The 25,804-nt window shown below is 71.1% G+C and carries 23 protein-coding genes; 9 read left to right on the top strand and 14 right to left on the bottom strand.

Translation table 11 applies throughout. The features are described 5' to 3' along the window. Nucleotides 1–20: 20 nt before the first annotated feature. The 6 genes from ACIGJO_RS33615 to ACIGJO_RS33640 form a co-directional block, all read right to left on the bottom strand. A complete protein-coding gene (locus ACIGJO_RS33615) occupies nt 21–1,997 on the bottom strand; it encodes a transglycosylase domain-containing protein (RefSeq protein ID WP_399964808.1) in 1,977 nt (658 codons plus the stop codon). A gap of 131 nt (nt 1,998–2,128) precedes the next feature. Further along, a complete protein-coding gene (locus tag ACIGJO_RS33620) occupies nt 2,129–2,560 on the bottom strand; it encodes a HEAT repeat domain-containing protein (protein WP_399964810.1) in 432 nt (143 codons plus the stop codon). A 122-nt stretch (nt 2,561–2,682) separates the two neighbouring features. Then, nucleotides 2,683–3,471, bottom strand: a complete 789-nt coding sequence (locus ACIGJO_RS33625; protein ID WP_399964812.1) for a DUF4253 domain-containing protein — start codon at nt 3,469–3,471, stop codon at nt 2,683–2,685. Nucleotides 3,472–3,572: 101 nt separating this feature from the next. Next, complete coding sequence (locus ACIGJO_RS33630) at nt 3,573–4,370, bottom strand: HEAT repeat domain-containing protein (RefSeq protein ID WP_399964814.1); 798 nt, start codon at nt 4,368–4,370, stop codon at nt 3,573–3,575. Between the two features lie 24 nt (nt 4,371–4,394). Beyond that, nucleotides 4,395–4,820: a hypothetical protein gene (locus ACIGJO_RS33635; RefSeq protein ID WP_399964816.1), complete on the bottom strand. Its 426-nt coding sequence runs from the start codon at nt 4,818–4,820 to the stop codon at nt 4,395–4,397. Nucleotides 4,821–4,994: 174 nt separating this feature from the next. Further along, complete coding sequence (locus ACIGJO_RS33640; RefSeq protein ID WP_399964818.1) at nt 4,995–5,741, bottom strand: DUF4232 domain-containing protein; 747 nt, start codon at nt 5,739–5,741, stop codon at nt 4,995–4,997. Nucleotides 5,742–6,082: 341 nt separating this feature from the next. On the opposite strand from ACIGJO_RS33640, the gene ACIGJO_RS33645 reads away from it, so the two are divergent. Then, complete coding sequence (locus tag ACIGJO_RS33645) at nt 6,083–7,549, top strand: helix-turn-helix domain-containing protein (protein WP_399964820.1); 1,467 nt, start codon at nt 6,083–6,085, stop codon at nt 7,547–7,549. Nucleotides 7,550–7,616: 67 nt separating this feature from the next. Here ACIGJO_RS33645 and argS read toward each other — a convergent pair whose 3' ends face one another. After that, complete coding sequence (gene argS / locus ACIGJO_RS33650) at nt 7,617–9,401, bottom strand: arginine--tRNA ligase (protein ID WP_399964897.1); 1,785 nt, start codon at nt 9,399–9,401, stop codon at nt 7,617–7,619. 135 nt (nt 9,402–9,536) lie between these two features. Here argS and lysS point away from each other — a divergent pair, with 135 nt between their 5' ends. Beyond that, complete coding sequence (lysS, locus tag ACIGJO_RS33655; RefSeq protein ID WP_399964899.1) at nt 9,537–11,306, top strand: lysine--tRNA ligase; 1,770 nt, start codon at nt 9,537–9,539, stop codon at nt 11,304–11,306. 151 nt (nt 11,307–11,457) lie between these two features. On the opposite strand, the gene ACIGJO_RS33660 is transcribed toward lysS, so the two are convergent. From ACIGJO_RS33660 to ACIGJO_RS33670, 3 genes are all read right to left on the bottom strand, one after another. After that, the gene (locus ACIGJO_RS33660) at nt 11,458–12,921 is read right to left on the bottom strand and encodes a DUF2637 domain-containing protein (RefSeq protein WP_399964821.1); all 1,464 of its coding nucleotides are present in this window, start codon (nt 12,919–12,921) and stop codon (nt 11,458–11,460) included. A gap of 250 nt (nt 12,922–13,171) precedes the next feature. After that, a complete protein-coding gene (locus tag ACIGJO_RS33665; protein WP_399964823.1) occupies nt 13,172–14,041 on the bottom strand; it encodes a DUF3558 domain-containing protein in 870 nt (289 codons plus the stop codon). A gap of 249 nt (nt 14,042–14,290) precedes the next feature. Further along, on the bottom strand, nt 14,291–15,106 hold the full coding sequence (locus ACIGJO_RS33670) for a DUF3558 domain-containing protein (RefSeq protein WP_399964825.1): 816 nt from the start codon (nt 15,104–15,106) through the stop codon (nt 14,291–14,293). Between the two features lie 172 nt (nt 15,107–15,278). Here ACIGJO_RS33670 and ACIGJO_RS33675 point away from each other — a divergent pair, with 172 nt between their 5' ends. Further along, the gene (locus tag ACIGJO_RS33675; protein WP_399964827.1) at nt 15,279–16,472 is read left to right on the top strand and encodes an RtcB family protein; all 1,194 of its coding nucleotides are present in this window, start codon (nt 15,279–15,281) and stop codon (nt 16,470–16,472) included. A gap of 72 nt (nt 16,473–16,544) precedes the next feature. On the opposite strand, the gene ACIGJO_RS33680 is transcribed toward ACIGJO_RS33675, so the two are convergent. Both ACIGJO_RS33680 and ACIGJO_RS33685 read right to left on the bottom strand, forming a co-directional pair. Beyond that, on the bottom strand, nt 16,545–17,303 hold the full coding sequence (locus ACIGJO_RS33680; RefSeq protein WP_399964829.1) for an SDR family NAD(P)-dependent oxidoreductase: 759 nt from the start codon (nt 17,301–17,303) through the stop codon (nt 16,545–16,547). 106 nt (nt 17,304–17,409) lie between these two features. Next, nucleotides 17,410–17,745, bottom strand: coding sequence for a YnfA family protein (locus tag ACIGJO_RS33685; protein WP_399964831.1), 336 nt, complete (start codon nt 17,743–17,745; stop codon nt 17,410–17,412). 99 nt (nt 17,746–17,844) lie between these two features. Between ACIGJO_RS33685 and ACIGJO_RS33690 the strand changes: the two genes are divergently transcribed. Next, complete coding sequence (locus ACIGJO_RS33690; protein WP_399964833.1) at nt 17,845–18,417, top strand: hypothetical protein; 573 nt, start codon at nt 17,845–17,847, stop codon at nt 18,415–18,417. 88 nt (nt 18,418–18,505) lie between these two features. On the opposite strand, the gene ACIGJO_RS33695 is transcribed toward ACIGJO_RS33690, so the two are convergent. Then, nucleotides 18,506–19,240 carry a Mut7-C RNAse domain-containing protein gene (locus ACIGJO_RS33695; RefSeq protein ID WP_399964835.1) on the bottom strand — a complete coding sequence of 245 codons (735 nt, stop codon included), beginning with the start codon at nt 19,238–19,240 and terminating at the stop codon, nt 18,506–18,508. A 292-nt stretch (nt 19,241–19,532) separates the two neighbouring features. On the opposite strand from ACIGJO_RS33695, the gene ACIGJO_RS33700 reads away from it, so the two are divergent. Then, complete coding sequence (locus ACIGJO_RS33700) at nt 19,533–20,615, top strand: acyl-CoA dehydrogenase family protein (RefSeq protein WP_399964837.1); 1,083 nt, start codon at nt 19,533–19,535, stop codon at nt 20,613–20,615. A gap of 61 nt (nt 20,616–20,676) precedes the next feature. On the opposite strand, the gene ACIGJO_RS33705 is transcribed toward ACIGJO_RS33700, so the two are convergent. Then, a complete protein-coding gene (locus tag ACIGJO_RS33705; RefSeq protein WP_266922702.1) occupies nt 20,677–21,261 on the bottom strand; it encodes a hypothetical protein in 585 nt (194 codons plus the stop codon). 283 nt (nt 21,262–21,544) lie between these two features. Here ACIGJO_RS33705 and hemL point away from each other — a divergent pair, with 283 nt between their 5' ends. The 4 genes from hemL (at nt 21,545) to ACIGJO_RS33725 (ending at nt 25,803) form a co-directional block, all read left to right on the top strand. Beyond that, nucleotides 21,545–22,852: a glutamate-1-semialdehyde 2,1-aminomutase gene (gene hemL / locus ACIGJO_RS33710; RefSeq protein ID WP_399964839.1), complete on the top strand. Its 1,308-nt coding sequence runs from the start codon at nt 21,545–21,547 to the stop codon at nt 22,850–22,852. Then, entirely contained in the window at nt 22,849–23,559 is a 711-nt protein-coding gene (locus ACIGJO_RS33715) for a histidine phosphatase family protein (protein ID WP_399964841.1), read from the top strand. Before hemL ends, ACIGJO_RS33715 begins: the two co-directional genes overlap by 4 nt. 320 nt (nt 23,560–23,879) lie before the next feature. Further along, complete coding sequence (locus ACIGJO_RS33720) at nt 23,880–25,133, top strand: hypothetical protein (protein ID WP_399964843.1); 1,254 nt, start codon at nt 23,880–23,882, stop codon at nt 25,131–25,133. 67 nt (nt 25,134–25,200) lie between these two features. Continuing rightward, nucleotides 25,201–25,803, top strand: a complete 603-nt coding sequence (locus ACIGJO_RS33725; RefSeq protein WP_399964845.1) for a TlpA family protein disulfide reductase — start codon at nt 25,201–25,203, stop codon at nt 25,801–25,803. Nucleotide 25,804: the final 1 nt, after the last annotated feature.

Raw genomic sequence — 25,804 nt, forward strand, 5'->3', positions numbered from 1 at the left:
CGGGGACCGGCCGGTGGGGCCTACTTCCCGGCGACGTAGGAGGTCCAGATCCGGAGCGGGAAGACGTTGCCGCGATTCGTCTCGTCTCCGCTCATGCCCTGCATTCCCAGCAGTTGAGGGGTGCCGGGCTTGTTGCGGAACACCGTGACAGCCGTGGTCAGCCCCTCGGTGTGGCCGATGAACCAGGCCGACTTCATCCGGTCGTCCTCGCTGGTCGCGCCCGCCAGCAGGCCGTCGAGAGCCGTGGCACTGGAGAACGCGCCGAAATCCCTCTCCCGCGTCAGCCTCGTCCAGGCCACCGTTCCCAGGACGTTCTTCACGTTGTTCGCCACCGCGGCGTCCATCGCGCGCCGCGGTTCGGGCTTCTCGAAGCCCTCGATCGTCTCGCCGTCCCGGGTCATCCTGGTCACCGAGTAGGGATCGGCCCGCATGCCCTCATTGCTGAAGGCGGTGTACGCGTCCGCCATCCTGACCGCGCTGGGTGTGGACGTGCCGAGGGGGAAGGACTTGTCCAGGCGCGCCAGGCTCTGTTCGCGCAGGCCGGCCGCGATGGCCAGCTCCTTCACCTTCTTGAGCCCGATGTGCTTGCCGAGCTGGACGAAGGTGGCGTTGGCCGAGGTGATCAGCGCCTCGCTCAGCGTCGTCGGCGCCGTAACCGCCACCGACCCGGGGACGGTACCCGCCGGGGGGGCGGTACCCGGCGGGAGGACGGGCACCACGCCCGTGCTGCCCTTGATCAGCCGGCCGTGACTGTCGTAGCCGCTCTCCAGGGTGATGCCGTCGCCGTGCTGAAGGGCCGCGGCCAGCACGAAGGGCTTGAAGGCCGAGCCGACGGGGACGCCCGCGGTGTCGGCGTTGTTGGCGAAGCGGGTGACCGCGTCGGCCCCGCCGTACACCGCGGCCACGGCCCCGTCGGGCCGCACGGATGCCGCGCCGACCTCGACGTACTTGTCCTCGGGGCGCTTCTTGGGGGCGAGGTCGCGCTCGCGCACGCTCCGCACGGCCCGCTCCAGCTGCTGCACCCTGTCCCTCTCGAAGGTGGTGTGCACCTTGTAGCCGCCGCGGGCGAGGTCCTTGTCGGTGAGGCCGGAGCGCTTCTTGATGTACTTGTTGGCGATGTCGACGAGGTAGCCGGTCTGGCCGCCGAGACTGGTCGGCTTGGCAGCCGTCCGCGGTTCGGGGAACATCCGGTACTGCGCGCGCTCGGCCTTCGTCATCATGCCGACCTCCACCTGACGGTCCAGGATCCACTCCCAGCGGTCCACGGCGCGCTCGTGGTTGCCCTTGCCGCCGGCGGGGTCGTACTCCTCCGCCCCCTTGAGCAGTGCGGCGAGCAGTGCCGCCTGGCTGGGGTCGAGGTCCTTCGCGGGGATCCCGTAGTACGCCTGCGCGGCAGCCTGGACGCCGTTGGCGCCGCGGCCGAACCACGAGGTGTTCAGATACCCCTGGAGGATCTCCTCCTTGCTCTTCTCGTTGTTCAGCTTCAGCGAGATGAAGAACTCCTGGAACTTCCGTGAGGCGGACTGCTCCTGGCTGAGGTAGGTGTTCTTCACGTACTGCTGGGTGATGGTGGAGCCGCCCTGGGTCTCGCCGCCCTTGACCATGCTGACGACCGCGCGGGCGATCCCCGTCGCCGAGACCCCCGGGTCGTCGTAGAAGGTCTCGTTCTCGGCGGCGATGACCGCCCGTTCCACCGAGTCGGGTATGTCGGCGAGCGTGACGTTCTGCCGGTTGACCTCACCCACGCTCACCAACTGGCTGCCGTCCGACCAGTAGTAGACGCTGCCCTGCCTGCGCGCCTCGGCGTTCTCGTCCGGGATGTCGACGGACGCGTACACGCCGGTGAACAGCCCGGCCAGCGCGCCGACTCCGAGCAGGAACCCGCCCAGCACCTGCCGCCACGAAGGTACCCAGCGGCGCCAGTTGGTTCTCCCGCGACGGGGGTAGTCGACACGGAGCCCGCGAAGACGTTTCGGGCGGCTGCGGCGTCGGGCCATGCTCCAGCTCCTCGTTCACTGTCCCGCGCCGGTGGCGCGGGCTTGTGAGAGGAGATGTTCCGGATAGCGATCAGGTTGTCTCGGCGCCCTTTCCTGCACATGTCGCGAACACGCGGGAAGGCCCTTCGGGCTCAGGCGCGGCCCGCCTCCTTCAGGGCGGACCTCGCGCAGGCCTGTACGAGAGGGTCCTCGTCCGACCGCGCGGCGGCGGCCAGCGCCTCGGTGATCCCGGGGTCGTGGGTGGCGTAGGGGCCCAGTGCCATGGCCGCGTACTGGCGCACCAGGTCCTCCTCGGGGTCGAGCAGCGCTGCCAGCAGGGCCCTGCCCGCGCGGTGCCGCAGCCCGGGATCGGCCGGGGGCCACAGGCGCAGGACCGTGGCGGACTCGATGCGGGCGAGGTCGTACTCGCCCGCGTCGGCGACCACCGAGACGAGGAACGGCTGCGCGGACGCGTCGCCGTCCAGCGCGGCGATGATCTCGCGCTTCCTGTCGCTGTCGGCCGGCAGGGCGCGGTACTCGGCGATGAGGCGCTGGGCCGGGTCCGAGGTGTCGGGTCGGGTCATGGCACGGGGCACCTTCCGGGAAGTGGGGCGTCGGGTGGGGGTGCGGCGGGCCGCCGGGCGCCGGCGGACGCGGTGGGGGCGAGCGGGGTGGCGCGTCGGCACCACCCCCGGCCTCCGAGGGGTCAGTCCCACCAGAAGGACCACGCCTCCTTGTTGAGCAGCGCCTTCTCCGCGTAGACGTCCAGGTCGTCCGACCGGCCCTGGTCGAGGTTGTCCGGGCAGAACGCGTAGTGCTCCTCGGCCAGTGCGCGTGCCTCCGCCGGGGTCGTGGGCGGCCGTGCGACGGAGACGACCAAGGTGTCGAACCCCAGCTCGACGACCCGGATGTCGAACCGGTCCTCCCAGGAGCGGAGCACCGCGCAGAGCCTGGCCACGTCGTTCTCGTGGTTCATCGGGCCGGTCCAGCCGATGGCCGCCGGTATGTCGGCGCTGCGGCGGGCGGGGACCAGGGCGATGCGCGGCCCGGACGGCCCGTCGTCGCCCGCGTCGATGATCTGGGCCGCGATCTCCTTCGCCAGCACGTCCGGTTCGTCCGGCCCGGCGGTCTCGGGGCGGGGGGTCAGGGTCAGGTGACCGGGGCTGTCCTCGAACTCCTCGGTGTTGTACGTCCGGTAGTCGTTGAGGACCTCCTCGGCGTCGTGGTCACCGGGGTACGACGTCCCGTCCGGGTCGAGGTCCCACTCCTCGGGCCACTGCTCCCGCCGCCCGCCGTCGATCAGTACCGGGAGCAGCCCCAGCGGCTTCCCGGCGGTCCGCATCGCGGCCCATGTGCCGTGGGGCGCCGGGTCGTTCGCGTACCAGAGGAGCGGTTCGGACCAGGTGCCGTCCAGGGTGTCGTCCACCAGGGAGCCGGGCGGGAGGTCCAGGCCGGAGGAGGCCAGGGACGGCAGAGGGTTCGGAAGCGATGCCATGAACGTGACTCTAAGCGGCGCCACTGACAGCGCCCGGGGGCCTTCCGTGCGGGCCCCGGGTACGCGGGAAGACCCGCGACCGGCGGGAGTCCGGGGCCCGTTCAGGCCTTCTCGGCGGGCGCGGCGAACGCGACGGCCTCGCGGACGCTCGCGTGCGGGTCGTCCGACAGGCGGTGGAGAAGGTCCGCGACGCCCGGGGTCGACCAGCCGGCGACCGCGTCGACCAGGGCCGCCCGGACATCGGGGTGCGGGTGGTCGGCCAGGTGGGCCAGTCGGTCCAGCGGGCCGCGTCGGCGCATGTGGAACCAGTAGAGCGCCGGCACGAGTTGCGCCGGATCGCCGGGGTCGCCCGCCGCGGCGATCCGGCGGAGGAGCACCGCGGGGGCGGGGGCCGGGCCGTCCAGGGGGTGCGGGCGGCGCTGTCGCAGGCGTTGGGAGCCGTACTCGCCGCGCACCCGGCAGCCGAAGCAGGTGCAGGGGGCCTTGCCGTTCGAGCCGGGGAAGTAGCGCCAGCCGGTGACCTGTTTGACCGGACGCAGCCGGTGCACCTCGCGGTTGGTGACCGTACGGGGGACGAAGACCTCCCAGCCGCGCGGGTCCTCCAGGGCGGCCGTGCGGCGGACCGCCTCGGCGGCGGTGGTGGTCGCGGGGGCGCGGCCGAAGTGGCCCAGGGTGACGGGTTCGTCGTCCGGCAGGCGGATGTGGACGGCGACGAGACCGCCGGGCCCGCTGCGCCGGGACAGTTCGCGCAGCCACTGGTGGGTGAGGGTGTACGAGGGGAGGACCGGGAAGCAGTAGAGGCCCCGTGATCCGGCGCGGCCGTGGCTGACGGCCCGTATCCCGGAGCGGCGGATGCGTGCCGCGTTCGCCGCAGGTGTCAGGTGCACGAACATTGCCATGCGGCCGATGCTACGGGACAGCCCTCAGGCCCTGTCCGTGACCGCCCCGCCGGGAGCTTCGCCGTCCCGGGTCCTCCGGTAGCTCACCCAACCGGCACCCAGGGCGGCCGCTCCGGCGAGGAAGAGGGCGACCGTGAGCCAGACCTTCGTATGGAGCGGTGAGGTGGACTCGTACGCCCAGCCGTCGCCCGCGAAGATCGTGTTGCCCTCGCCCACTCTTGCGCCGGTGATCCTTCCGGACTCCGTGCGGCCGTCCGCGAACGCCCACCTCCCGTAGCAGTGGGGGGCGGGCAGTTGTGCGCCTCCCTCCACGCACCGCGTGACGCTCCGGACGGTGGCGGACTCGCCGGTCATCAGCTTCCGGGCGCCGTCACCGGCCCACACAACCATGAGGAGGGGCAGAAGGGCGGCCAGGAGAAGCGGGCCGGCGATCGCGGTCGTCGTTCTCACCCGCGACGTCCAGGGGGGCCGGAGATGCTTTTCGGCCGTCCTGCGCATGACCCACCGCCCCTTCCCCCGGTGCCGGTCCCGTTCCGGCCGCGGCCCCCTCCCCGATGGTAAGGCTGCCCAGTCATCGGGGCGTTGCTCTTCGGGGAGGGCCGGCCGGTGTTCCGGCGGTCGGGGTTACCAGCTGAGCGCGTCGGACATCTCGCGCTGCCAGTAGGTGACCTTCAGGGTGCTGTCCACGTACACGCTCTTGCTCAGCGGGACGACGGCCGGGGAGCCGGTGTTGTCGGAGATGCCGCCCTTGCCCGCGAAGCTGACGGACAGGTCCTTGGTCGAGTAGCCGCCGGTGCCGCTGCCGTCGGCGGAGGACGTCGTGACACCGACGTACGCGGACTCGCCCGGGGTGAGGGTGACCACGGCCTGCGGCTTGCTCTCCTCGTAGACCGGCGGGACGGACTGGGCCTCGCCGAAGCGGAGGGCCGGGTAGTAGTACGCGTGGCAGTTCTTGCTGCCGGTGTTGGTGACCGTGAGCAGCATGTGGTTGACGGGGCGGCTCACGGGGGTGAGCGTGAGCTTGGTGTTGGAGTCGTTGCAGGCGGTGTCGGTCGGCCGGGAGTTGCCGGCCGGGGTCTTGGTGCCGGGCACCTTGGCGGCGGCGGGGGCGTCGCCGGTTCCGTTGCCGGTGCTGCCGCCCTTGCTGGTGCTCGTCGCGGTGTCGCCGCCGCTGTCCTCGCTGCCGTCCTTCGCGGGGTCCTGCTGGTCGGTGCCGGTGCCGGTGCCGGTGCCGGTGCCGGCGGAGGCCGCGGAAGGCGTGGAGGCGGTGGATCCGGCCGCGCTGTCCTCGCCGTTGCAGGCGGTGAGCGAGAGGGCCGCCAGGAGGGCGGTGGCGGCGAGGGCGGTGGTGCGGACGCGGTTGCTGCGCATGGTGTTTCTCCCCGTGGAGTAGTGCGGTGCGAAGTGGTGTGAAGGCTGACCCGGCGGGTCAGTGATGGCGGATCAGGAGGGTCACGACCGTCGTGGCCGCGATCACCACACAGATCGCCAGGACATCGATGGGTTCGATGCGGGAACGGAATGACACGGCTGCTTCCCGGTGAGTGCTGGGCTGCTCTGCGGTGTGTCCACAGATTGCGGGGCGAACCATTCCGGCCGCAACGCCGCTCAGCCCATTGGGAATGCTGGAACGCCTGCGCGTACGGTGACCTGGGCAGATTCCACGTCCCTGGAACGGTGTTCCGGGACGGACCAGGAGGGGGAACGCCGAAGTGGCGACGCCGGAGGCTGTGGAGTTCGCGGCTCTGCTGAAGGAACTGAAGGAGCGCTCGGGGCGTAGCTACGGAGTTCTCGCCGGAAGACTTCACGTCAGTACGTCCACGCTCCACCGGTACTGCAACGGGGACGCCGTGCCGAACGAGTACGCCCCGGTGGAGCGGCTCGCACGGCTCTGCGGGGCCACGGGCGACGAACTGGTGGAGCTGCACCGGCGCTGGATCGTGGCCGAGGCGGCGCGGCGGCGGGGCGCGGCGAAGCCGGAGGCCGGGGCCAGGTCCGCGCCGGAGACCTTGGCGCGTGCGGTGGAGGGGGAACAGCAGGCGTCTCCGGGCGGGCCGGTGGCCGTGCCTGAGCCGCCGTCAGCGTCGGACTCGGGGGCGCGGTCCGGCGTGCCCACCGGCGGACCGGCCGATGAACCCACCGATGAACCCGCCGGCGTACCGGCCGCCGCACCCACCGGCGCCGTATCCGACGCCGGACCCGCCGACGTACTCGTCGGTGGACCCGCGGACCGGGCCGCGCCGCGCCGCGCCGGGCGGTTCGCCTCGCGGCGGCTGCGCGTCCTGCTCACCGCGACCGCCGTCGTCGCGCTCGCCGTCTCCGGCGCGCTGGTGGCGACCGCCCTGTCGGGCAGGGAGCCCGACGACGGCCGTGACCACGCCGCGAGCAAGGCCCGCTCCACCGCCGAAGCCGGCCCCTCCACGCCCGTACCCGGACCGAGCGCGTCCGCGACGACCGGTACGCCGACACCTTCGGGCACACCGGACAAGGGCGGCCCCTCGGCCACACCGTCGGCTTCGGCCCGGCGCTCCGCCCCGCCCGGTGTGCCGGGGGGCAGCGGTGTACCCGTGACCGCGACCATCAGCTCGTACAACTGGGAGGCGCCCTGCGGCCAGTACTACCTCCTCGACCAGAAGCCCGACGACGTACCGCCGCCGCCCCCGCCGCAGGACACCCGGGGCTGGGCGCGGGCGCTCGACGGGGTGGACGGCGGCGACATGATGCTCGAACTCACCCTCCAGGGCACCTCGAAGGAGGCGGTCGTCCTTCAGGGGCTGCACGTGCGGGTACTGGCCCGCGACGCGCCGCTGCCCTGGGCCGCCTACTCGATGGGTGACGGGTGCGGGAGCGGCATCACACCGCAGAGCTTCGACATCGACCTGGACGACGGCCGGCCGCGCTCGAAGCCGGTCGCCGGGATGCAGGGCGACACCGTCGTCCCCGCGAAGGACTTCCCATACCGGGTCAGCTCCACCGACGTGGAGGTGTTCAACCTCGACGCGCACGTGGAGGGCCACGATGTGACCTGGTACCTGGAGCTGGAGTGGAGCAGCGGGGGCCGGAGCGGGACGCTGCGCATCGACGACCGGGGCAGGCCGTTCCGTACGAGCAGCATCAAGACCCGGCCCGAGTACCGCTACTGGCACGACAGGGCGCAGTGGGTGCAGCACGAGGACTGACGCCGGAACGCGAGTGGCGCGGCACGTCCCGCGTGCCGCGCCACCCGCGTACCGGATCCGCCGGTGCTCAGAGGCGCTCGGGCGTCCGGATGCCGAGGAGCTTCATGCCCTGGTGCAGCGTGCGGGCGGTCAGCTCGACGAGGAAGAGCCGGTTCTCGACGACCTCCGGCGCGTTGTCCTCACTGAGCACCTGGCACTGGTCGTAGAACGTCGTGAGGTGCGACGCCAGCTGGTACAGATACGCGGCCAGCTTGTGCGGCTCGTACCCGGCGGCGACCTCGGCCAGCACCTCGCCGAACTGGTCCAGATGCAGGCCCAGCGCACGCTCGGCCGGGGCCAGCTCCAGCTCCGGGTGCGCGACCGGCCGCGCGTCCCCGGCCTTGCGCAGGATCGACCGGATACGGGCGTACGCGTACTGGAGGTACACCGACGTGTCGCCGTGCAGCGACACCATCTGGTCCAGGTCGAACTTGTAGTCCCGCACGGCGGACGTGGACAGGTCCGCGTACTTCACGGCGCCGACGCCGACATACCGGCCGTTCTCGACGATCTCCTCCTCGGAGAGGCCCACCTTCCCGGCCTTCTCGCGGACCACCGAGGTCGCCCGCGCGACGGCCTCGTCGAGCAGGTCCTCCAGCCGGACCGTGACGCCCTCACGGGTCTTGAACGGCTTGCCGTCCTTGCCGAGCACCGTGCCGAACGCCAGCTGGTGCGCGGTGACGTCCTCGTTCAGCCAGCCGGCCCGGCGGGCCGTCTCGAAGACCATCTTGAAGTGCAGGGACTGCCGGGCGTCCACGACGTACAGCAGGGTGCTCGCCTTGAGGTTCCGCACCCGGTCGCGGATCGCGGAGAGGTCGGTGGCCGCGTAGCCGTAGCCGCCGTTCGTCTTCTTGACGATGAGCGGGACCTTGTTGCCGTCCGGGCCCTTCACATCGTCGAAGAACACGCACAGGGCACCCTCGGAGCGGACGGCGACGCCCGTCTCCTCCAGGATCCGGCAGGTCTCCTCCAGCATGTCGTTGTAGCCGGACTCGCCGACGATGTCGGGGTCGCGGATCTCCATGTCCAGCTTGTTGAAGACGGAGTAGAAGTAGATCTTCGACTCGTCGACGAACCGCTGCCACATCGCCAGCGTCTCCGGCTCGCCCGCCTGGAGCGCGACGACCCGGTCCCGGGAGCGTGCCTTGAACTCCTCGTCGGAGTCGAAGAGCGCCCGAGAGGCCTTGTAGAGCCGGTTGAGGGAGGACATCGCGGCTTCACCCGCACTGCCGTCGGCGCCCTCGCCCGTCTCGTGGCTCAGCTCGTCCGGGTGCTCGATCAGATACTGGATGAGCATGCCGAACTGGGTGCCCCAGTCGCCGATGTGGTGGCGCCGGACCACGCTCTCGCCGGTGAACTCCAGGATCTGGACCATCGCGTCGCCGATGACCGCCGACCGCAGGTGACCGACGTGCATCTCCTTGGCCACGTTCGGCTGGGCGTAGTCGATGACCGTCGTACCGGCCGTCGGGCTGAAGGGCACTCCGAGGCGGCCCTCGGCGTCCGCGGCCCGTGCGGCGAGCGTCTCGACGATCGCCCGGTCGGTGAGCGTCACGTTCAGGAAGCCGGGGCCCGAGACCTCGATGTCCTTGATCAGACCGCTCTCCGGGAGGGCGGCGGTGACCTGGGAGGCCAGCTCGCGCGGGTTGCCCTTGAGCTTCTTGGCGAGGGCGAGGATGCCGTTGGCCTGGAAGTCCGCCCGGTCGCTTCGGCGCAGCAGCGGGTCCGCGGTGCCTGCCTCCGGCAGAGCTGCCGTCAGGGCGTCCGCCAGCTGCTGCTGGAGCGTGGAAGCGAGGGAAGTGACCGAGGCCATGAGCTGGCTGCCGTTTCCGTAGGGGTACAGGGGATCGCCCAAGTATCCCACGCGGTGCAAAGCCGTTTTCGCGCTGTGGGTGGTACCTGGGAGAATGGACGGTGCCCACCGATGGGACCTATCCGAGAGAAGGACGTGCAGACCGTGGCCGAGAGTCAGAGCAGCACCGAGACCGACTGGGTCTCCCGCTTCGCGGACGATGTCATCGCCGAATCGGAGCGTCGTGCGCCTGGCAAACCGGTCGTCGTCGCCTCCGGCCTCTCCCCGTCCGGCCCGATCCACCTCGGCAACCTCCGCGAGGTCATGACCCCGCACCTGGTCGCGGACGAGGTCCGCCGCCGCGGGTACACCGTCCGGCACCTGATCTCCTGGGACGACTACGACCGCTACCGCAAGGTTCCGGGCGGGGTCCCCGGCGTCGACGAGTCCTGGGCCGAGCACATCGGCAAGCCGCTGACCTCGGTGCCCGCCCCGGCCGGATCGGCGTACGCCAACTGGGCCGAGCACTTCAGGGCCGCGATGACGGACGCGCTGGACGAGCTGGGCGTCGAGTACGACGGAATCAGCCAGACGGAGCAGTACACCGCCGGTACGTACCGTGAGCAGATCCTGCACGCGATGAGGCACCGCGCCGACATCGACGCCGTGCTGGACCGCTACCGGACGAAGAAGGATCCCGCCGCGGGTCCCGCGGGCAAGGGCGGCAAGAAGCCCCAGCAGCAGAAGAAGGTCGACGAGGCCGAGCTGGAGGCCGCCGAGGGCTCCGGCGCCGCCGACGAGGACGACGGCAGCGGCAACACGGCCGGCTACTTCCCGTACAAGCCCTACTGCGGCAACTGCGAGAAGGACCTCACCGTCGTCACCTCGTACGACGACGACAGCACCGAGCTGAACTACACCTGCTCGGCGTGCGGCTTCGCCGAGACGGTCCGCCTCAACGAGTTCAACCGCGGCAAGCTGGTCTGGAAGGTCGACTGGCCGATGCGCTGGGCGTACGAGGGCGTGATCTTCGAGCCCAGCGGCGTGGACCACTCCTCGCCCGGCTCGTCGTTCGTCGTCGGCGGCCAGATCGTGCGCGAGGTCTTCGACGGGGTCCAGCCCATCGGGCCGATGTACGCCTTCGTCGGCATCTCCGGCATGGCGAAGATGTCCTCCAGCAAGGGCGGTGTGCCCACCCCGGCCGACGCCCTGAAGATCATGGAGGCGCCGCTGCTGCGCTGGCTGTACGCCCGCCGCAGGCCCAACCAGTCCTTCAAGATCGCCTTCGACCAGGAGATCCAGCGGCTCTACGACGAGTGGGACTCGCTGGGCCGCAAGGTCGCCGACGGCTCGGTGCTGCCCGCCGACGCCGCCGCGTACGCCCGCGCCATCGGCACAGCCGCCGGTGAGCTGCCGAGCACCCCGCGCCCCCTGCCGTACCGGACCCTCGCCTCGGTCGCCGACATCACCGCCGGTGCCCAGGACCAGACGCTGCGCATCCTCAGCGAGCTGGACCCGGAGAACCCGCTGACCTCCCTGGACGAGGCCCGCCCGCGCCTGGACCGCGCCGAGAACTGGATCACCACCCAGGTCCCGGCCGAGGCCCGCACGATCGTGCGCGACGAGCCGGACAAGGAGCTGCTCGGTTCGCTGGACGAGCAGGGGCGCGAGTCGCTGCGGCTGCTCCTGGAAGGGCTGGACTCGCACTGGTCGCTGGACGGGCTGACGACGCTTGTCTACGGGGTGCCGAAGATGATGGCCGGACTGGAGCCGGACGCCAAGCCGACGCCCGAGCTGAAGGTGGCCCAGCGGTCGTTCTTCGCCCTGCTGTACCAGCTGCTGGTCAGCCGGGACACGGGGCCGCGGCTGCCCACGCTGCTCCTGGCCGTCGGAGCGGACCGGGTGCGCAGGCTGCTGGGCGCGTAGGCCGCCGGGCGCGTGGGGCGTTCCCGTCCCTCCGCGCCGGCTGCCGTAGGACGGCGAAGGGCCGTCACCCCGATTCCTCCGGGGTGACGGCCCTTCGCCGTGTGCGTGCGCCGGTCCGTCCGTGCGCGCGGCCGGTGCGCGCCGGGTCCCGCTACGCGATGTGGTCCGCTTCCATCTCGCTGTCGAACCGCTTCTTGAACTCCGGCATCAGACGGCGGAGCAGCGCCTCGCTGTCCGGATGGTGCACGTTGTGCCCGTCGCTGAGGTGGATATCCAGAATCTCCAGGCTCGGGTAGTTCTGGTTCTGGTGGGTGTACGCCGCGTAGACCTCGTACGCGATGCCGGTGAACTCGGCCTCGGCCGCGGCCAGCTCGGCGGACGGGGGAACCTCGGGCCCGGCCGTGCCGGTCGGGTCCGCGTCGGACTCCTGCGGCCCTTCCTCCGGCCGCTCCCGCTGCTGCTCCCGCTCCCGCTGCCGCGGCGCCGGAAGTCCGGGCTGCTGGTGCTGGGGGTACTGCTGCTGCGGTTCCGCGCGGGTGTGGGGGACCGCGCCGATCGTGCCCACGTTGCCGAGCGGCCGGGTCCGGCCGGGGCCCGACGGGATCTTGACCGGCGTGGGCTCCAGGCCCTCGACGTACGTCGGGTTGTACGCGCTCTCGTGCGCGTTGTCCGGGACCTGCGGGGCGGCGAACCAGGGGCTGTCGTGGGCGCCGGGTCCCTGCTGCGGGAGGTGCTGCTGGTGCTGCGGGTGTTGCTGGGGGTGCTGCTGCTGTTGGGGGTGCTGGACGCCGTACGGCTCCTGCCCGTGGCCCTGCTGCTCCGGGCCGTCGTCGTACCCCTGGTCGTAGCCCTGTTCGTGCTCCTGCTGCGGTGCGTAGGGCAGCTCGGCCTTCGGCTGTGCGGCCCCGACCGGCGGCAGCAGGGCGGGTTCGATGCCCGCGGCGGCGAGCCCGGCGGGGGCGGTCTCGGCGAGCGGGACGCCGTACTTGGCCAGGCGCAGCGGCATCATGGACTCGATGGGGGCCTTGCGGCGCCAGTTGCGGCCGAAGCGGGCCTGGAGCCGGGCCTGGTAGATCAGCCGGTCCTGTTCCAGCTTGATGACCTGCTCGTAGCTGCGCAGCTCCCACAGCTTCATCCGCCGCCACAGCTTGAACGTGGGTACGGGGGAGAGCAGCCAGCGGGTGAGACGCACGCCCTCCATGTGCTTGTCGGCCGTGATGTCCGCGATCCGGCCCACCGCGTGGCGGGCGGCCTCGACGGAGACGACGAACAGGACCGGGATCACCGCGTGCATCCCGGTGCCGAGCGGGTCGGGCCAGGCGGCCGCGCCGTTGAACGCGATCGTCGCGGCCGTCAGCAGCCAGGCGGTCTGGCGCAGCAGCGGGAACGGGATACGCATCCACGTCAGCAGCAGGTCCAGCGCGAGCAGGACACAGATGCCCGCGTCGATGCCGATGGGGAAGACCAGGGAGAAGTCCCCGAAGCCCTTCTGTTCCGCGAGTTCGCGCACGGCGGCGTAGGAGCCCGCGAACCCGATCGCGGCGATGAGCACCGCTCCGGCGACGACGACCCCGATGAGTATCCGGTGCGTGCGTGTCAGCTGCATCGCGGCCACCCGCGATCCCCTCCCCGTTACCTGTCCCCGCGTCGTTCCCGCGCCGGCATTTCGACGTCCGGCGCGGGCACAGCCTGGCACATGTGTGCGGGTCGCGTTGCGCGGGGAGGGGCGAAGCCCGGTCCCCGACGGGGGGCCGGGCTTCGGGCCGGGCTTCGGAAAACCGCCTCCGGACAGGGCGGTTCGGGCTTCCGGCGTGCTGCCTGCCGGGCCGTCGGATCACCTCGCGCCGGGCCGGACCGGGCCCGGGTCAGGACTTGCGGGTGGTCTTCGCGGCCGGCTTGGCGCTCGTCTTGGGGTTGGACTTGTCGCCGGTTTTGCTGCCCGGCCTGGCGCTGTCGGGCTTGTCGTCGGACGTGTCCTCGGTGGGCTTCGCCGGGGACGTGCCGGTGGCGGGGGGCGTGCCGATGCCGTTGGCCTTGGCGATGGCGGCGACGGCCTCCTTCGCCGCCTTCTCGGCGCCCTTCCGGATGTCCGCGGCGGAGGGGGTCTTGGCGCCCGCGTAGCCCGCGCCGTTGTAGGTGAGGGTGACGACGACGTTGCCCGAACGCGCCACGACCGTCGCGTACTCGAAGTCCTCCTTCGTCTTGGCCAGGTCGTACGTGACCGCGGTGGCCAGCTCGCCGATGCCGGTGACGGGGGCTGCCGCGACCTTCTCGGCGCCCTCGGTCGCCTTGGCCTTGGCGATCTGCTTGGTGTACTCCTCCCCGGCGCGCTTCGCGCCGCTGCCCAGGGACTGGTCCGAGTCGAAGCGGGTGAAGGCGACGTCGAGCCAGCGGTACTGCGAACCCTTGACGCCCTTGTCGTCCAGGCCGTTCCAGGAGCAGCTGCCGCGGGCGGTGAGGTCGTTGGACCCGCCCGCCGTGCCGCCCTTCTTCTTGGCCGAGGGCACCAGGTCGCGGATCGTCTTCTTGGCGATCGAGGTGCACGGGTCGGGCAGCTCGTCGAACTTCGCCGGTTCGACGGCCTTCTCCGTCTTCTTCGTGCTCGGGGAGGCGGACGAGGAGGAACCCGAGCCCTTCTTGTCGTCGGAGTCCGACGAGCAGCCTGCGGCGACGAGCATCACCGGAACGGCGGCGCAGGCGAGTATGCGGGACAGTCGCGGGGCTGATCGGTGCATGGTTCCTTCACTCGGATGGCACGAAGGTCTCGGTCGTGCGGTGTGCGGTCGGGCGGTTCGGAAGCTTGGGCGGAGTGGTCGGTTCGGACGAGCGCGGGCTGGGCGGCCGGTCGGGTGGACCGGCAAGGCGGGGCGGCCGGGGTGGTGCTGCCGGAGAGCCACGGTACGACGGACGGCGCCCCGGTGCCGCCTCGGCCGCGTCCACCGCCGGGCCGGTGCCCGCCCTTCCGGCGGCGGTCGCGCCGGGGGTTATTCGCTGAGCCGCTCGGCCAGCTTCCGGGCCAGTGCCTGGGCCTTCTCCTGGAGTTCCCTGCTGTCGGGCGCCTCTGTGACGAGGGCCGGCTGCTCGGTGTACTCGACGGTCACGATGACATTCGATGTGCGGAATACCACGCTGACGGTGCGGGAGTGTGCGGTAGTACCTTCCCGACTGGGGCGATCGTCCAGAAATGCGGCGTCCCCGAGGCCGTCGAGGACACGCGGCCGGAGGTCGTCGCCGCTGCCGCTGCCGGTCTCCGGGGCGGCGTCGGAGGCCTCGGGTCCGGTGGGGGACGCGGTGGCGGTCGCGCCGACGGGGGTGGCCGCCTTCGTGCTCGCTCCCGCGCCCTTCCCGCCGTCCTCGCGAGGGGTGGCGGAGGGCGACAGGCCGGCCGCGGTCTCCTTCCTCGCGTACACGTCGCGGGCCCGGTCGTCGTCGCTCACCGCGCGGTCGTACGACACCACGCGCTCGAAGTCGATGGCCAGGTTCCGGGACGCGTCCGGTGTCTCGGCCTTCCAGGTGCAGCCGACCTTGCGGTCGGTGTCGTACGTGACGGACGCCGTGCCCTCGAAGACCTTCTCCCGCTGGTCCGCGGAGAGTTCGGCGGTGCCGGGCAGCAGGTCCTTCAGCGTGTTGGCCGGCACGGCACGGCAAGGCGCGGGCAGCGTCCGGTACTTGCCGGGTGGCGCGGCCGTGACCGTCGGGCCGCCGGGCTTGCTGTCGGCATCGGATGCGTCGGCGCCCGCATCGGCGCTGCAGCCGACGGCGAGCGCTGCGAGCAGCGCGACGCCGGGTACGTACGCCATGTGTCGCACGGTCCCAGGCTCCCTTCGGAACGGAAAACGGGTTGCCGCGCGAAGGCGGCCGATGGACACAATGTGTATCGCACGCGCCGCTGTGAATGCCGGTCGGCCGACTCATTTGCCGATCTTGGCACCGGTTTTGCGCTTTCAGTCTTTTCGGGGGAATCGAGGAGTTATGTCGTACGTAGAGGTGCCGGGAGCGAAGGTTCCCATCCGCATGTGGGCCGACCCGGCGTCGGTCGAGGACGTCGCGATGCGGCAGCTGCAGAACGTGTCCACGCTGCCCTGGATCAAGGGCCTCGCCGTCATGCCGGACGTCCACTTCGGCAAGGGCGCGACCGTCGGTTCGGTCATCGCGATGCATGGCGCGGTCTGCCCCGCCGCGGTGGGCGTGGACATCGGCTGCGGCATGTCCGCGGTGAAGACGTCCCTGACCGCCAACGACCTGCCGGGCGATCTGTCCCGGCTGCGCTCGAAGATCGAGCAGGCCATTCCGGTGGGCCGGGGGATGCACGACGGCATGGTGGACCCGGGGAAGCTGCACGGGTTCGCGATGTCGGGGTGGGACGACTTCTGGGGGCGGTTCAATGGGATCGCCGATGCGGTCAAATTCCGCCAGGAGCGCGCCACGAAGCAGATGGGAACGCTTGGATCAGGCAATCACTTCATCGAATTCTGCCTCGACGAGTCGGGTTCGGTCTGGCTGATGCTGCACTCCGGGTCCCGGAACATCGGCAAGGAGCTGGCCGACTTCCACATCGGCCAGGCGCAGCGGCTCCCGCACAACCAGGATCTCGTCGACCGTGACCTGGCCGTCTTCATCGCGGACACCCCGCAGATGGCGGCGTACCGCAACGATCTCTTCTGGGCGCAGGAGTACGCGAAGTACAACCGCGCGATCATGATGAAGCTCTTCCAGGACGTCGTGCGCAGGGAGTTCAAGAAGGCGAAGGTCACCTTCGAGCCGGAGATCAGCTGCCACCACAACTACGTCGCCGAGGAGCGGTACGACGGAATGGATCTGCTCGTCACCCGCAAGGGAGCGATCCGCGCGGGCTCGGGCGAGTACGGGATCATCCCCGGCTCGATGGGCACCGGTTCGTACATCGTGAAGGGGCTGGGGAACGAGCGGTCGTTCAACTCGGCCTCGCACGGCGCGGGGCGGCGGATGAGCCGCAACGCGGCGAAGCGGCGCTTCTCCACACAGGACCTGGAGGAGCAGACGCGGGGTGTGGAGTGCCGCAAGGACTCCGGCGTCGTGGACGAGATCCCGGCCGCGTACAAGCCGATCGAGCAGGTCATCGATCAGCAGCGGGACCTCGTCGCGGTCGTCGCGAAGCTGAAGCAGGTCGTCTGCGTCAAGGGGTGAGGGCGCTTCGCCCGCCGCTGCCCCGTCCGGGGGCGTGGCGGTGCGGAGCGTTCACCCGGACGGGTCCGGCGCTCAGAGGGTCCGGTGGACCTTGGAGTTGGAGGCCTGGGCGCGGGGGCGGACCACCAGGAGGTCGATGTTGACGTGGCTGGGGCGGGTGACCGCCCAGGTGATCGTGTCGGCCACGTCGTCGGCGGTGAGCGGGGCGTCGACGCCCGCGTACACCTTGGCCGCCTTCTCGGTGTCGCCGCGGAAGCGGGTGGTGGCGAACTCCTCGGTCCTGACCATGCCGGGGGCGACCTCGATGACCCGGACCGGGGTGCCGACGATCTCCAGGCGGAGGGTCTCGGCCAGGACGTGCTCGCCGTGCTTGGCCGCCACGTAGCCGCCGCCCCCCTCGTACGTGGACAGGCCCGCGGTCGAGGAGAGGATCACGATCGTGCCGTCGCCGCTCGCGGTGAGGGCGGGCAGCAGGGCCTGGGTGACATTGAGGGTGCCGATGACGTTCGTCTCGTACATCCGGCGCCAGTCCGCCGGGTCGCTGGACGCGACCGGGTCGGCGCCGAGCGCTCCGCCCGCGTTGTTGACGAGGACGGCCAGACCGCGGAACGCGGTGGCGAACTCGTCCACGGCCGCGCGGTCGGTGACGTCCAGCGCGTAGGCGGTCGCCTGGTGACCGGCCTCGGTGATCTCGGCGGCGAGCGCCTCGATGCGGTCCCGGCGGCGGGCGGTCAGTACGACGCGGTAGCCGGCGGCGGCCAGCTGCCGGGCGGTCGCGGCGCCGATGCCGCTGCTCGCGCCGGTGATGACGGCGATGGGGGTGGCGGCCATGGCGATCTCCTCGGACAGCTGATCGGTACGGGCCAAGGATAGGCAGGCCGCCCCGGCGGGGTTCCGGCGGCCGAGCGGGAGCCGCGGGGGCCCGGTGGCGGTGGGTTCAGCGGGCGCGCGGGGCGTACATGATCAGCGCCATGCCCGCCAGACAGACCAGTGCGCCGATGACGTCCCAGCGGTCGGGGCGGTAGCCGTCGGCGACCATGCCCCAGGCGATCGAGCCCGCGACGAAGACCCCGCCGTACGCGGCGAGGATGCGGCCGAACTCGCCGTCCGGCTGGAGGGTGGCCACGAATCCGTACGCGCCCAGCGCGATGACTCCGGCGCCGATCCAGATCCATCCCCGGTGCTCCCGTACCCCCTGCCAGACGAGCCAGGCGCCGCCGATCTCGAAGAGCGCGGCGACGGCGAAGAGGGCGACCGAGCGGGCGACGAGCATGCGACCAGCGTTTCATGAGCTGCGCTGTGCGGGTTAGCGCGGGCGCGTCGGACCGGTCATTAAATAGGGGTAGTTCGGTGCTATCGGTATGTTCCGGGCATGGTAGTGACGCGTAGAGCTCTGCTGATGCTGTCCGCCGCGGTCGTGGCGACGGCGGCGAACACCGTGATGCCGGGGACGGGGACGGGGACGGGGACGGGCGGCACGGCCGCCGCCGCACCGGCTGCCCAGGCCCGGGCCCAGGCTCCGGCCCCGGGCACGGTGGTGGGCGCGGGTGCGAGGGTCGGGCCGCTGGCGGATGTGTCCCACCACGGGCATGTCACGCTGTGGGAGGAGCGGATCGGGGTCCGTGTCCGGAGCGGGAACCGGGGGCCGGCCGATCTGACGGGGGTGACCGTACGGCTGCGCTTCTCCGAGCCGTTCGCCGCCCCGCAGGAGCTGCCGCCCGGCTGTCTGTGGGGTGGCGCACGGGTGGTGCTGTGCGGGACGGGGGCGCTGACGGCGGACGGGAAGGCGCGGAGCACCGCCCTGGACCTGCGGCTCGCGGGCCGGCCGGCCGAGGTCGTCGTACGCGTCGACACGGTGTGGAACGGCGGCGCGGGGGACGGGAATCCGCGGAACAACGTCCACGAGGTGCTGGCCCCGTCCACCGGGGACCCGTACGTCTTCTGAGAAGCCCTGCCCGGGGACGGTTGCCCGGCGACGGGACCGGCGACCCGGGGGCGGGACCCGGCGACCCGGGGGCGGGCGCCCGGCGCCCTTACGCCGCCGCGCCGCCGAATTCGCGTACCGCGTCCGCGACGATCGTCTCCAGGTGCCCGTGGTGGGCGCCCCGCCAGTAGACGCGTGCGCACTCCGTGCACTGGGCGAACACGTCGTACGCCTGCTGGGTGCCGTGCTCCAGCCGGGCGCTGACGGACTCCTTGTCGGCCTCGGTCAGCGTCCCGTTGCACGCGGTGCACCGGGTCCACGGCGCGAGGACCGGGGCGAACCGGCCGAGCACGTCGCGGAGCTGGTCCTGGGGCCGGTCGCTGTAGATGTAGGCCCCGGCCCAGATCTCCCGCCGCCGCAGCAGCCCGCGGTCCCGGGAGAGGAGGACCCGCTGTTCCCGCGCGGACAGGGTGGCCAGCGCCGGGTCGCCGATGTCCTCACTCTCGTACGCCGTGTCGACGCCCAGGAGCCGCAGCCGCCGCGCGAGCGTGCCCAGATGGACATCGAGCAGGAAGCGGAGGGGGGCGCCCGGGATCTGCTGGGGGCGCTGGACGGCGCGCACCTCCACGTGTTCGCCCGCTCCCGGGATGTGCGAGGGGTCCACGGGGCTTCCGCCGACGAGCAGTTGTCCGGCCTCGGTGAGCGGGACGCCGAGGGACTCGACGACATGGCCGAGCGTCGAGACGCCGTCCGTGGTGACGGCGGTGCGCCCCTCACGGCGCTCGTGTGCGACGAAGAGCCGTAGCTCAGGGGCCACTTCGAGGGTGATCTCGGGTCCGTTCACGTCGCCAGGATGCCACTGGGCGGCGCGGGCATCCAGGGGTTTGTCGCCGGACGGTGGGGCGCGTGGACGGTCGGGGGAGGCGGACGGTTGTGTGCGCTCCGGTGCGGCCGCCGTACCTCCGGGGTTCGGGAGGAGGATCGGGGAGGGAGATCTTTCTTCGGCCAATGAATGGCTGATTTTGGCCGAATGCGTGTGCATGGACAGGAGGAGAGTGGATCCACCGCACAAACCAGCGGCCGGACCGGAACGAGGGGATCGCCGCATGCGTGGGGCGCCGGGCGAAGGAACCGTATTGACCACCCCGCCGGATCTGGCGGCCGAACCACTGGTCCTGGCGGTCACCCGGGTGGCGGTCGACGTGCTCCGGCCCGTCGCGGAACGGACCGCCGAGGAGGGGGTTCCCCGCTCGCACCTGGACGCTCTGGCCCGGTGCGGTGCCCACGGTCTCGTCAGCTACGAACCCGCACCCGGCAGCGGTGTGTCCAGGAACCGGGTGACCCGTGAGGTCCACGAGATCCTGTCCGCCGTCGACCCTTCCACCTGGTTCGTGTTCGTCCAGCACTACGCCCTGGTGAAAGCCCTGGTCAGGAGCGGCGAAACGGAGTCGGCGGCCCGGTGGCTGCCCGCGCTCCTCAAGGGCGGGAAGCTGGCCACGGCGGGCTTCGCCTATCTGCGGCATCCACGCCCGCCGGTGACCGCCGAACAGGCCGGCGGCGGGTGGCGGCTGCGGGGACGCGTGCCGTGGATGACCGGCTGGGGCCTGGCGGACATGGCGATCATCGGGGCCGTCACCCCGGACGACCGGGCCCTGTTCGTACGGGCCGACTGCGCGCCCGGCGGCGGACTCGTCCGGGTCCCGTCGCAGGAACTCTGGGCGATGCGGGGCACCCATACGGCGGCGGTGGAGCTACGGGATGTCCTCGTGCCCCCGCGGGACGTCATCTCCATCGGGCCCCGGGCCGACTGGTCCCGGGACTACGACCTGGAGAACGCGAACTGCCACCCCGCCGTCCTCGGCCACATCCGGGCGGCCGTCGACCTGCTCCTCGGGGCCGCGCCCCGCGCGGGTGCGACGTTCGAGGCGCTGGCCCACCGTCTCGCCGAGGAGGCCGCCCGGCTGCGCGCCGAGTCGTACGCCCTGCGCGACGAGTACGCCCCCGAGGAGGAGGTGGAGGCCCGGATCGAGAACCGCGCGGCCATCCTGGACCTGGGGGTGCGGGCGGCGACGGCGTGTGTGGCGGCGACGGGGGGCCGGGCCGTCCAGTTCGGCGACACGGCGGGCCGGCTCGCCCGGGAGGCACAGTTCCATCTGATCCAGGCGCAGACGTCGCAGCTGCGGGAGGCCGTGGCCCGGCGCACGCTCAAGAGCCTGTGACCGCCGCTCCGGATCGTCCCCGGCTGCCCGGTGGCCCGCACAAAACCTGTGGAACCGCTGCTCAGGGCCACACCAGGCAGTACGGCTGGTGTCCCGCGTCATGCAGTCGGTGGGAGAAGTCCTGCCACTCGTGGAGCAGCTGGTAGACGTTGAACGCGTCGCGCGGGCCGCCGCGGTCGGGGACCGTGGACCAGATGAAGGCCGCCGCGCCGACCGACTCCTCACCGACGCCGCGCAGCGGGTCGACGACCGTCATGGGGAGCTTGACCACCGCGTAGTCGGGGTGCAGGACGACCAGTTCGAGCGGGGGGACCTTGTACAGGGGTATGCCCTGGATGCCGGTGAGGACCATGGCCGCCACCGTCTCCGGCTTGATCTTGGTGAACATGCCGCCCATGCCCAGCTCGTCGCCGCCCAGCTCCTCCGGGCGCATCGAGATGGGCACGCGTGCGGCGGTGGCCCCGTCGGGCGCACCGAAGTACTTGTAGGTCACCCCCACCCGGCCACTGCTCCTGCTCCCGGGTCCCGAGACGTTCCCCGCCTGCCTGCCCTGTACGCGCTCAGCCTCACGCCGGTGCCGCCCTCGTCGGGCAGGCTCGGGCCCCAGGTCGTCGGTCCCCTCGCCCACTCCGCCACCGCGATGCATATCTCATCCACCCGACTACTTCTTAGGAGACACAGCCCCGCCGCGCAACCCGATCATCGTGTCAGTGACCTCCCCCGCGCGCGTGCGGTGAAACACCTGTCCGCAAGACCGTCCGTGCCTCTGACACCATGGCATGTGTGAGCCTTCCCCATGACGCCCCAGTTTCGCAGACGTGAGAGGGCCGACGCCCTTTCGTGATACGAGGAGAGCGCGCTCCCTGCTCACCGGTGGCCGAGATTTCCGGCCCGGCCCTCCGACACCCGAATCGCAGATCAGGACCAAAGTGGCGTATTCATACGAAGCCCCAGTTTCGCAGTCGCTGTTCGACCGTGCGTCCGTCGTGACGCCCGGCGGCGTGAACTCTCCCGTACGTGCCTTCCGGGCCGTGGGCGGTACGCCCCGGTTCATGGTGTCCGGCCGCGGTCCGTATCTGACCGACGCGGACGGCCGCGAGTATGTCGACCTCGTGTGCTCGTGGGGGCCGATGATCCTCGGCCACTCGCACCCCGAGGTGATCGCCGCGGTCCAGGAAGCGGTCGGCCGGGGAACCTCGTTCGGTACGCCCGGTGAGGGCGAGGTCGCGCTGGCCGAGGAGATCGTCTCCCGTATCGAGCCCGTCGAGCAGGTACGTCTCGTCTCGTCCGGCACCGAGGCGACCATGTCGGCGATCCGGCTGGCCCGCGGTTTCACCGGCCGGGCCAAGGTCGTGAAGTTCGCCGGGTGCTACCACGGACATGTCGACGCGCTGCTTGCCGCCGCCGGGTCCGGGGTCGCGACCTTCGGGCTGCCCGACACCCCCGGTGTCACGGGCGCCCAGGCCGGCGACACGATCGTGCTCCCGTACAACGACCTGGACGCCGTGCGGGCCGCGTTCGCCGCGCGGCCCGGCGAGATCGCCTGTGTGATCACCGAGGCGTCGCCCGGCAACATGGGCGTCGTCCCGCCGCTGGACGGCTTCAACGCCGGGCTCAAGGAGATCTGCGCCGCCAACGGTGCCCTCTACATCTCCGACGAGGTCATGACCGGATTCCGCACCTCCAGGGCGGGCTGGTACGGCATCGACGGCGTCCGGCCCGACCTGATGACGTTCGGCAAGGTCATGGGCGGCGGCTTCCCCGCCGCGGCCTTCGGCGGGCGCGCCGATGTGATGGCGCACCTCGCCCCGGCCGGTCCCGTCTACCAGGCGGGCACCCTCTCGGGGAACCCGATCGCCACCGCCGCCGGTCTCGCCCAGCTGCGCCTGCTCGACGACGCGGCGTACGCGAAGGTCGACGCGGTCTCCGCCGAGCTGCGGGGGCTGGTGAGCGAGGCGTTCACCAAGGAGGGCGTCGCCCACACGGTGTCCGCGGCGAGCAACATGTTCTCGGTGTTCTTCACCGACGAGCCCGTCCGCGACTACGAGGACGCGAAGAAGCAGGAAGCGTTCCGCTTCACCGCCTTCTTCCACTCGATGCTGGCCCAGGGTGTCTATCTGCCGCCGTCCGCCTTCGAGTCCTGGTTCGTCTCCACCGCCCACGACACGCAGGCCGTCGAGCGGATCGCCGCCGCCCTGCCCGCAGCGGCCCGTGCCGCATCGGAGGCCACCGCATGAGTGAGAACGCGAGCAGCGAGAAGGCGGGCCGCGCGGACGAGATCACCGTCGTGCACCTCATGCGCCACGGCGAGGTGCACAACCCGGAGGGCGTCCTGTACGGGCGGCGCCCCGGCTACCACCTCTCCGAGCTCGGCCGGCAGATGGCCGACCGGGTCGCCGAGCACCTGGAGAAGCGCGACATCACCCATGTCGTCGCGTCCCCGCTGGAGCGGGCCCAGGAGACGGCGGCCCCGGTCGCCACGTCGCACGGCCTGGAGACGGCCACGGACGAACGTCTCATCGAGGCCGCCAACGTCTTCGAGGGCAAGACCTTCGGGGTCGGCGACGGGGCCCTGCGCAAGCCGGACAACTGGAAGCACCTGACCAACCCGTTCCGGCCGTCCTGGGGCGAGCCGTACATCGAGCAGGTCGTACGGATGATGGGCGCGCTCGACGCGGCGCGCGACGCGGCCCGGGGGCACGAGGCGGTCTGCGTCAGCCACCAGCTGCCGATCTGGATCGTGCGGTCCTTCGTGGAGCGGCGGCGGCTGTGGCACGACCCGCGCAAGCGCCAGTGCACGCTGGCCTCGCTGACCAGCTTCACCTACCGGGGCGACAAGATCGTGTCGGTCGGGTACTCCGAGCCGGCGCGGGATCTGGTCCCGGCGCATCTCCTCGCGGGCGCGAAGCCGGTGAAGGGGAAGTCGAAGGCCTTCGGGGCGTAGGGGCGGGCCTCCGCCCGTCCGGGGCGTAGGAGGCGAACTCTTTCCGGGCCCGTCCGGTGGCGCTGTCCTCAGCACCGCCGGACGGGCCTTCGGCATGCCCGGGTGCGCCGGTGTGCGCCCGTGTGCCTTGTGCCGGGCCGTTCTCGACCGGCGTACGGGCCCGCGCTGCCCGGCGGGTCCGCTCGGTGTGCAGATTCGGTAAGGGTCTGGTCCCGTCACGAAAATTGTGTTAATCGGGGGAACCCTCGTGTTGCTTCACCCATCTAAGCCTTCGCCAGTTTGTATGGACTTGAGGTAAAACGACCGCAGATGGGGACGGCATGCGCGAGATCAATCGAAGGGGACTGCTCGGAGCCGGACTCGGGGCCGCGGCGGCGATCGGAGTCGCGGGCTGCGGTTCCTTCAGCTCCGGGAGCGACAGCCGGTCGGGCCACGGCAAGGGCGACCAGGGCACCGATGGGAACGGCCGCGGCAGCGGCACCGCGAAGAAGGACGTCCGGCTGATCGGTGACGGTTCCACCGCCGATACCGGTAAGCAGCCGAATCAGCCGGCGGCGCCCGTCCGGCTCGAACCCGGCCAGAAGCCGCCGCAGTTCGTGATCTTTTCCTGGGACGGTGCGGGCGAGGTCGGCAACGGGCTCTTCCCGCGCTTTCTCGAACTGGCCAAGGAACACGACGCGGCGATGACCTTCTTCCTCTCCGGGCTGTACCTCCTGCCCGAGTCGAAGAAGTCCCTCTACCGCCCGCCGAACAACCCCCGGGGCGCCTCCGACATCGGTTATCTCACCGACGGTCACGTCAAGGAGACGCTGAAGTACGTCCGTCAGGCGTGGACCGACGGCCATGAGATCGGCACCCACTTCAACGGGCATTTCTGCGGCGGCTCCGGCTCCGTCGGCAACTGGACCCCCGCGCAGTGGCACAGCGAGATCAATCAGGCGGTGTCCTTCGTCACCGAATGGCGCACCAATACCGGCTGGACCGATCTCGACCCGCTGCCCTTCGACTACCGCAAGGAACTCGTCGGCGGCCGCACTCCCTGCCTGCTCGGCCAGGACAATCTGCTGCCCACGGCGAAGAAGCTGGGCTGGCGCTACGACGCGAGCTCTCCCGGCGGCCGTCAGATGTGGCCCGAGAAGCGCCAGGGCGTCTGGGACCTCCCGCTCCAGGGGATGCCGTTCCCCGGGCACTCCTTCGAGGTCCTCTCGATGGACTACAACATCCTCGCCAATCAGTCGAAGAATTCGACCAAGGGAATGACCTCGCGTTATCCGGGCTGGCGCACCCAGGCCACCGGCGCGTATCTCGCCGGTTTCCAGCGCGCGTACGACACCAATCGCGCGCCCTTCTACATCGGCAACCACTTCGAGGAGTGGAACGGCGGAATCTATATGGACGCCGTCGAAGAAGTGATCAAGAAGGTCGCGGGCAAGCCGGATGTGCGCCTCGTGTCCTTCCGGCAGTTCGTCGACTGGCTCGACGCGCAGGATCCCGCGGTGCTCGCCAAGCTCCGTTCACTGGAGGTCGGCCAGTCGCCCGCGGGTGGCTGGAGCAACTTCTTTAAACAGGCTTGACAAGGGGCTTTACGGGCAGTGAGGGGGGTGCGGGAGATCGCGGAAACTGCCATGCGAAACTTTTCACATGAGCTCTGGCCGCGCATCCCGACGCCGCTTCACCCTGCTCGCCGCCACTGCCGTGGCCGGTGCCCTGACCCTCTCCGCATGCGGGGACGGCAATGAGGTCGGCGGTGGCGGAAGCACCAACTTCGTCACCGGCAGCAGTGGCATCTCCACCGTCCCCAAGGGCGAGCGGACCGCCGCGCCGAAGCTCGAAGGAACGACTCTGGACGGCAAGCCCCTCGACCTGGCCGACTACAAGGGCAAGATCATTGTCCTGAACGCCTGGGGCTCCTGGTGCGGCCCCTGCCGTCTTGAGGCCAAGCACTTCGTGAAGGTGGCGGAGGAGACCGCGGACCAGGGTGTCCAGTTCGTCGGGGTCAACGTCCGGGACCCCCAGAAGGACCTGGCCGTGAACTTCGAGAAGGACTACGGCGTCACGTATCCGAGCTTCCACGACCCGACCGGAAGGCTCATCCTCCGCTTCCCCAAGGGCACCCTGAACCTCCAGGCCATCCCCTCGACGGTCGTCATCGACCGGGACGGGAAGATCGCCTCGCGGACGCTCCAGGCCCTGGACGCGGAGAAGCTGCACAAGATGATCGACCCGCTGATCGCGGAGAAGTGAT

Source organism: Streptomyces sp. NPDC079020 (assembly GCF_044542225.1).
GTDB lineage: Bacteria > Actinomycetota > Actinomycetes > Streptomycetales > Streptomycetaceae > Streptomyces.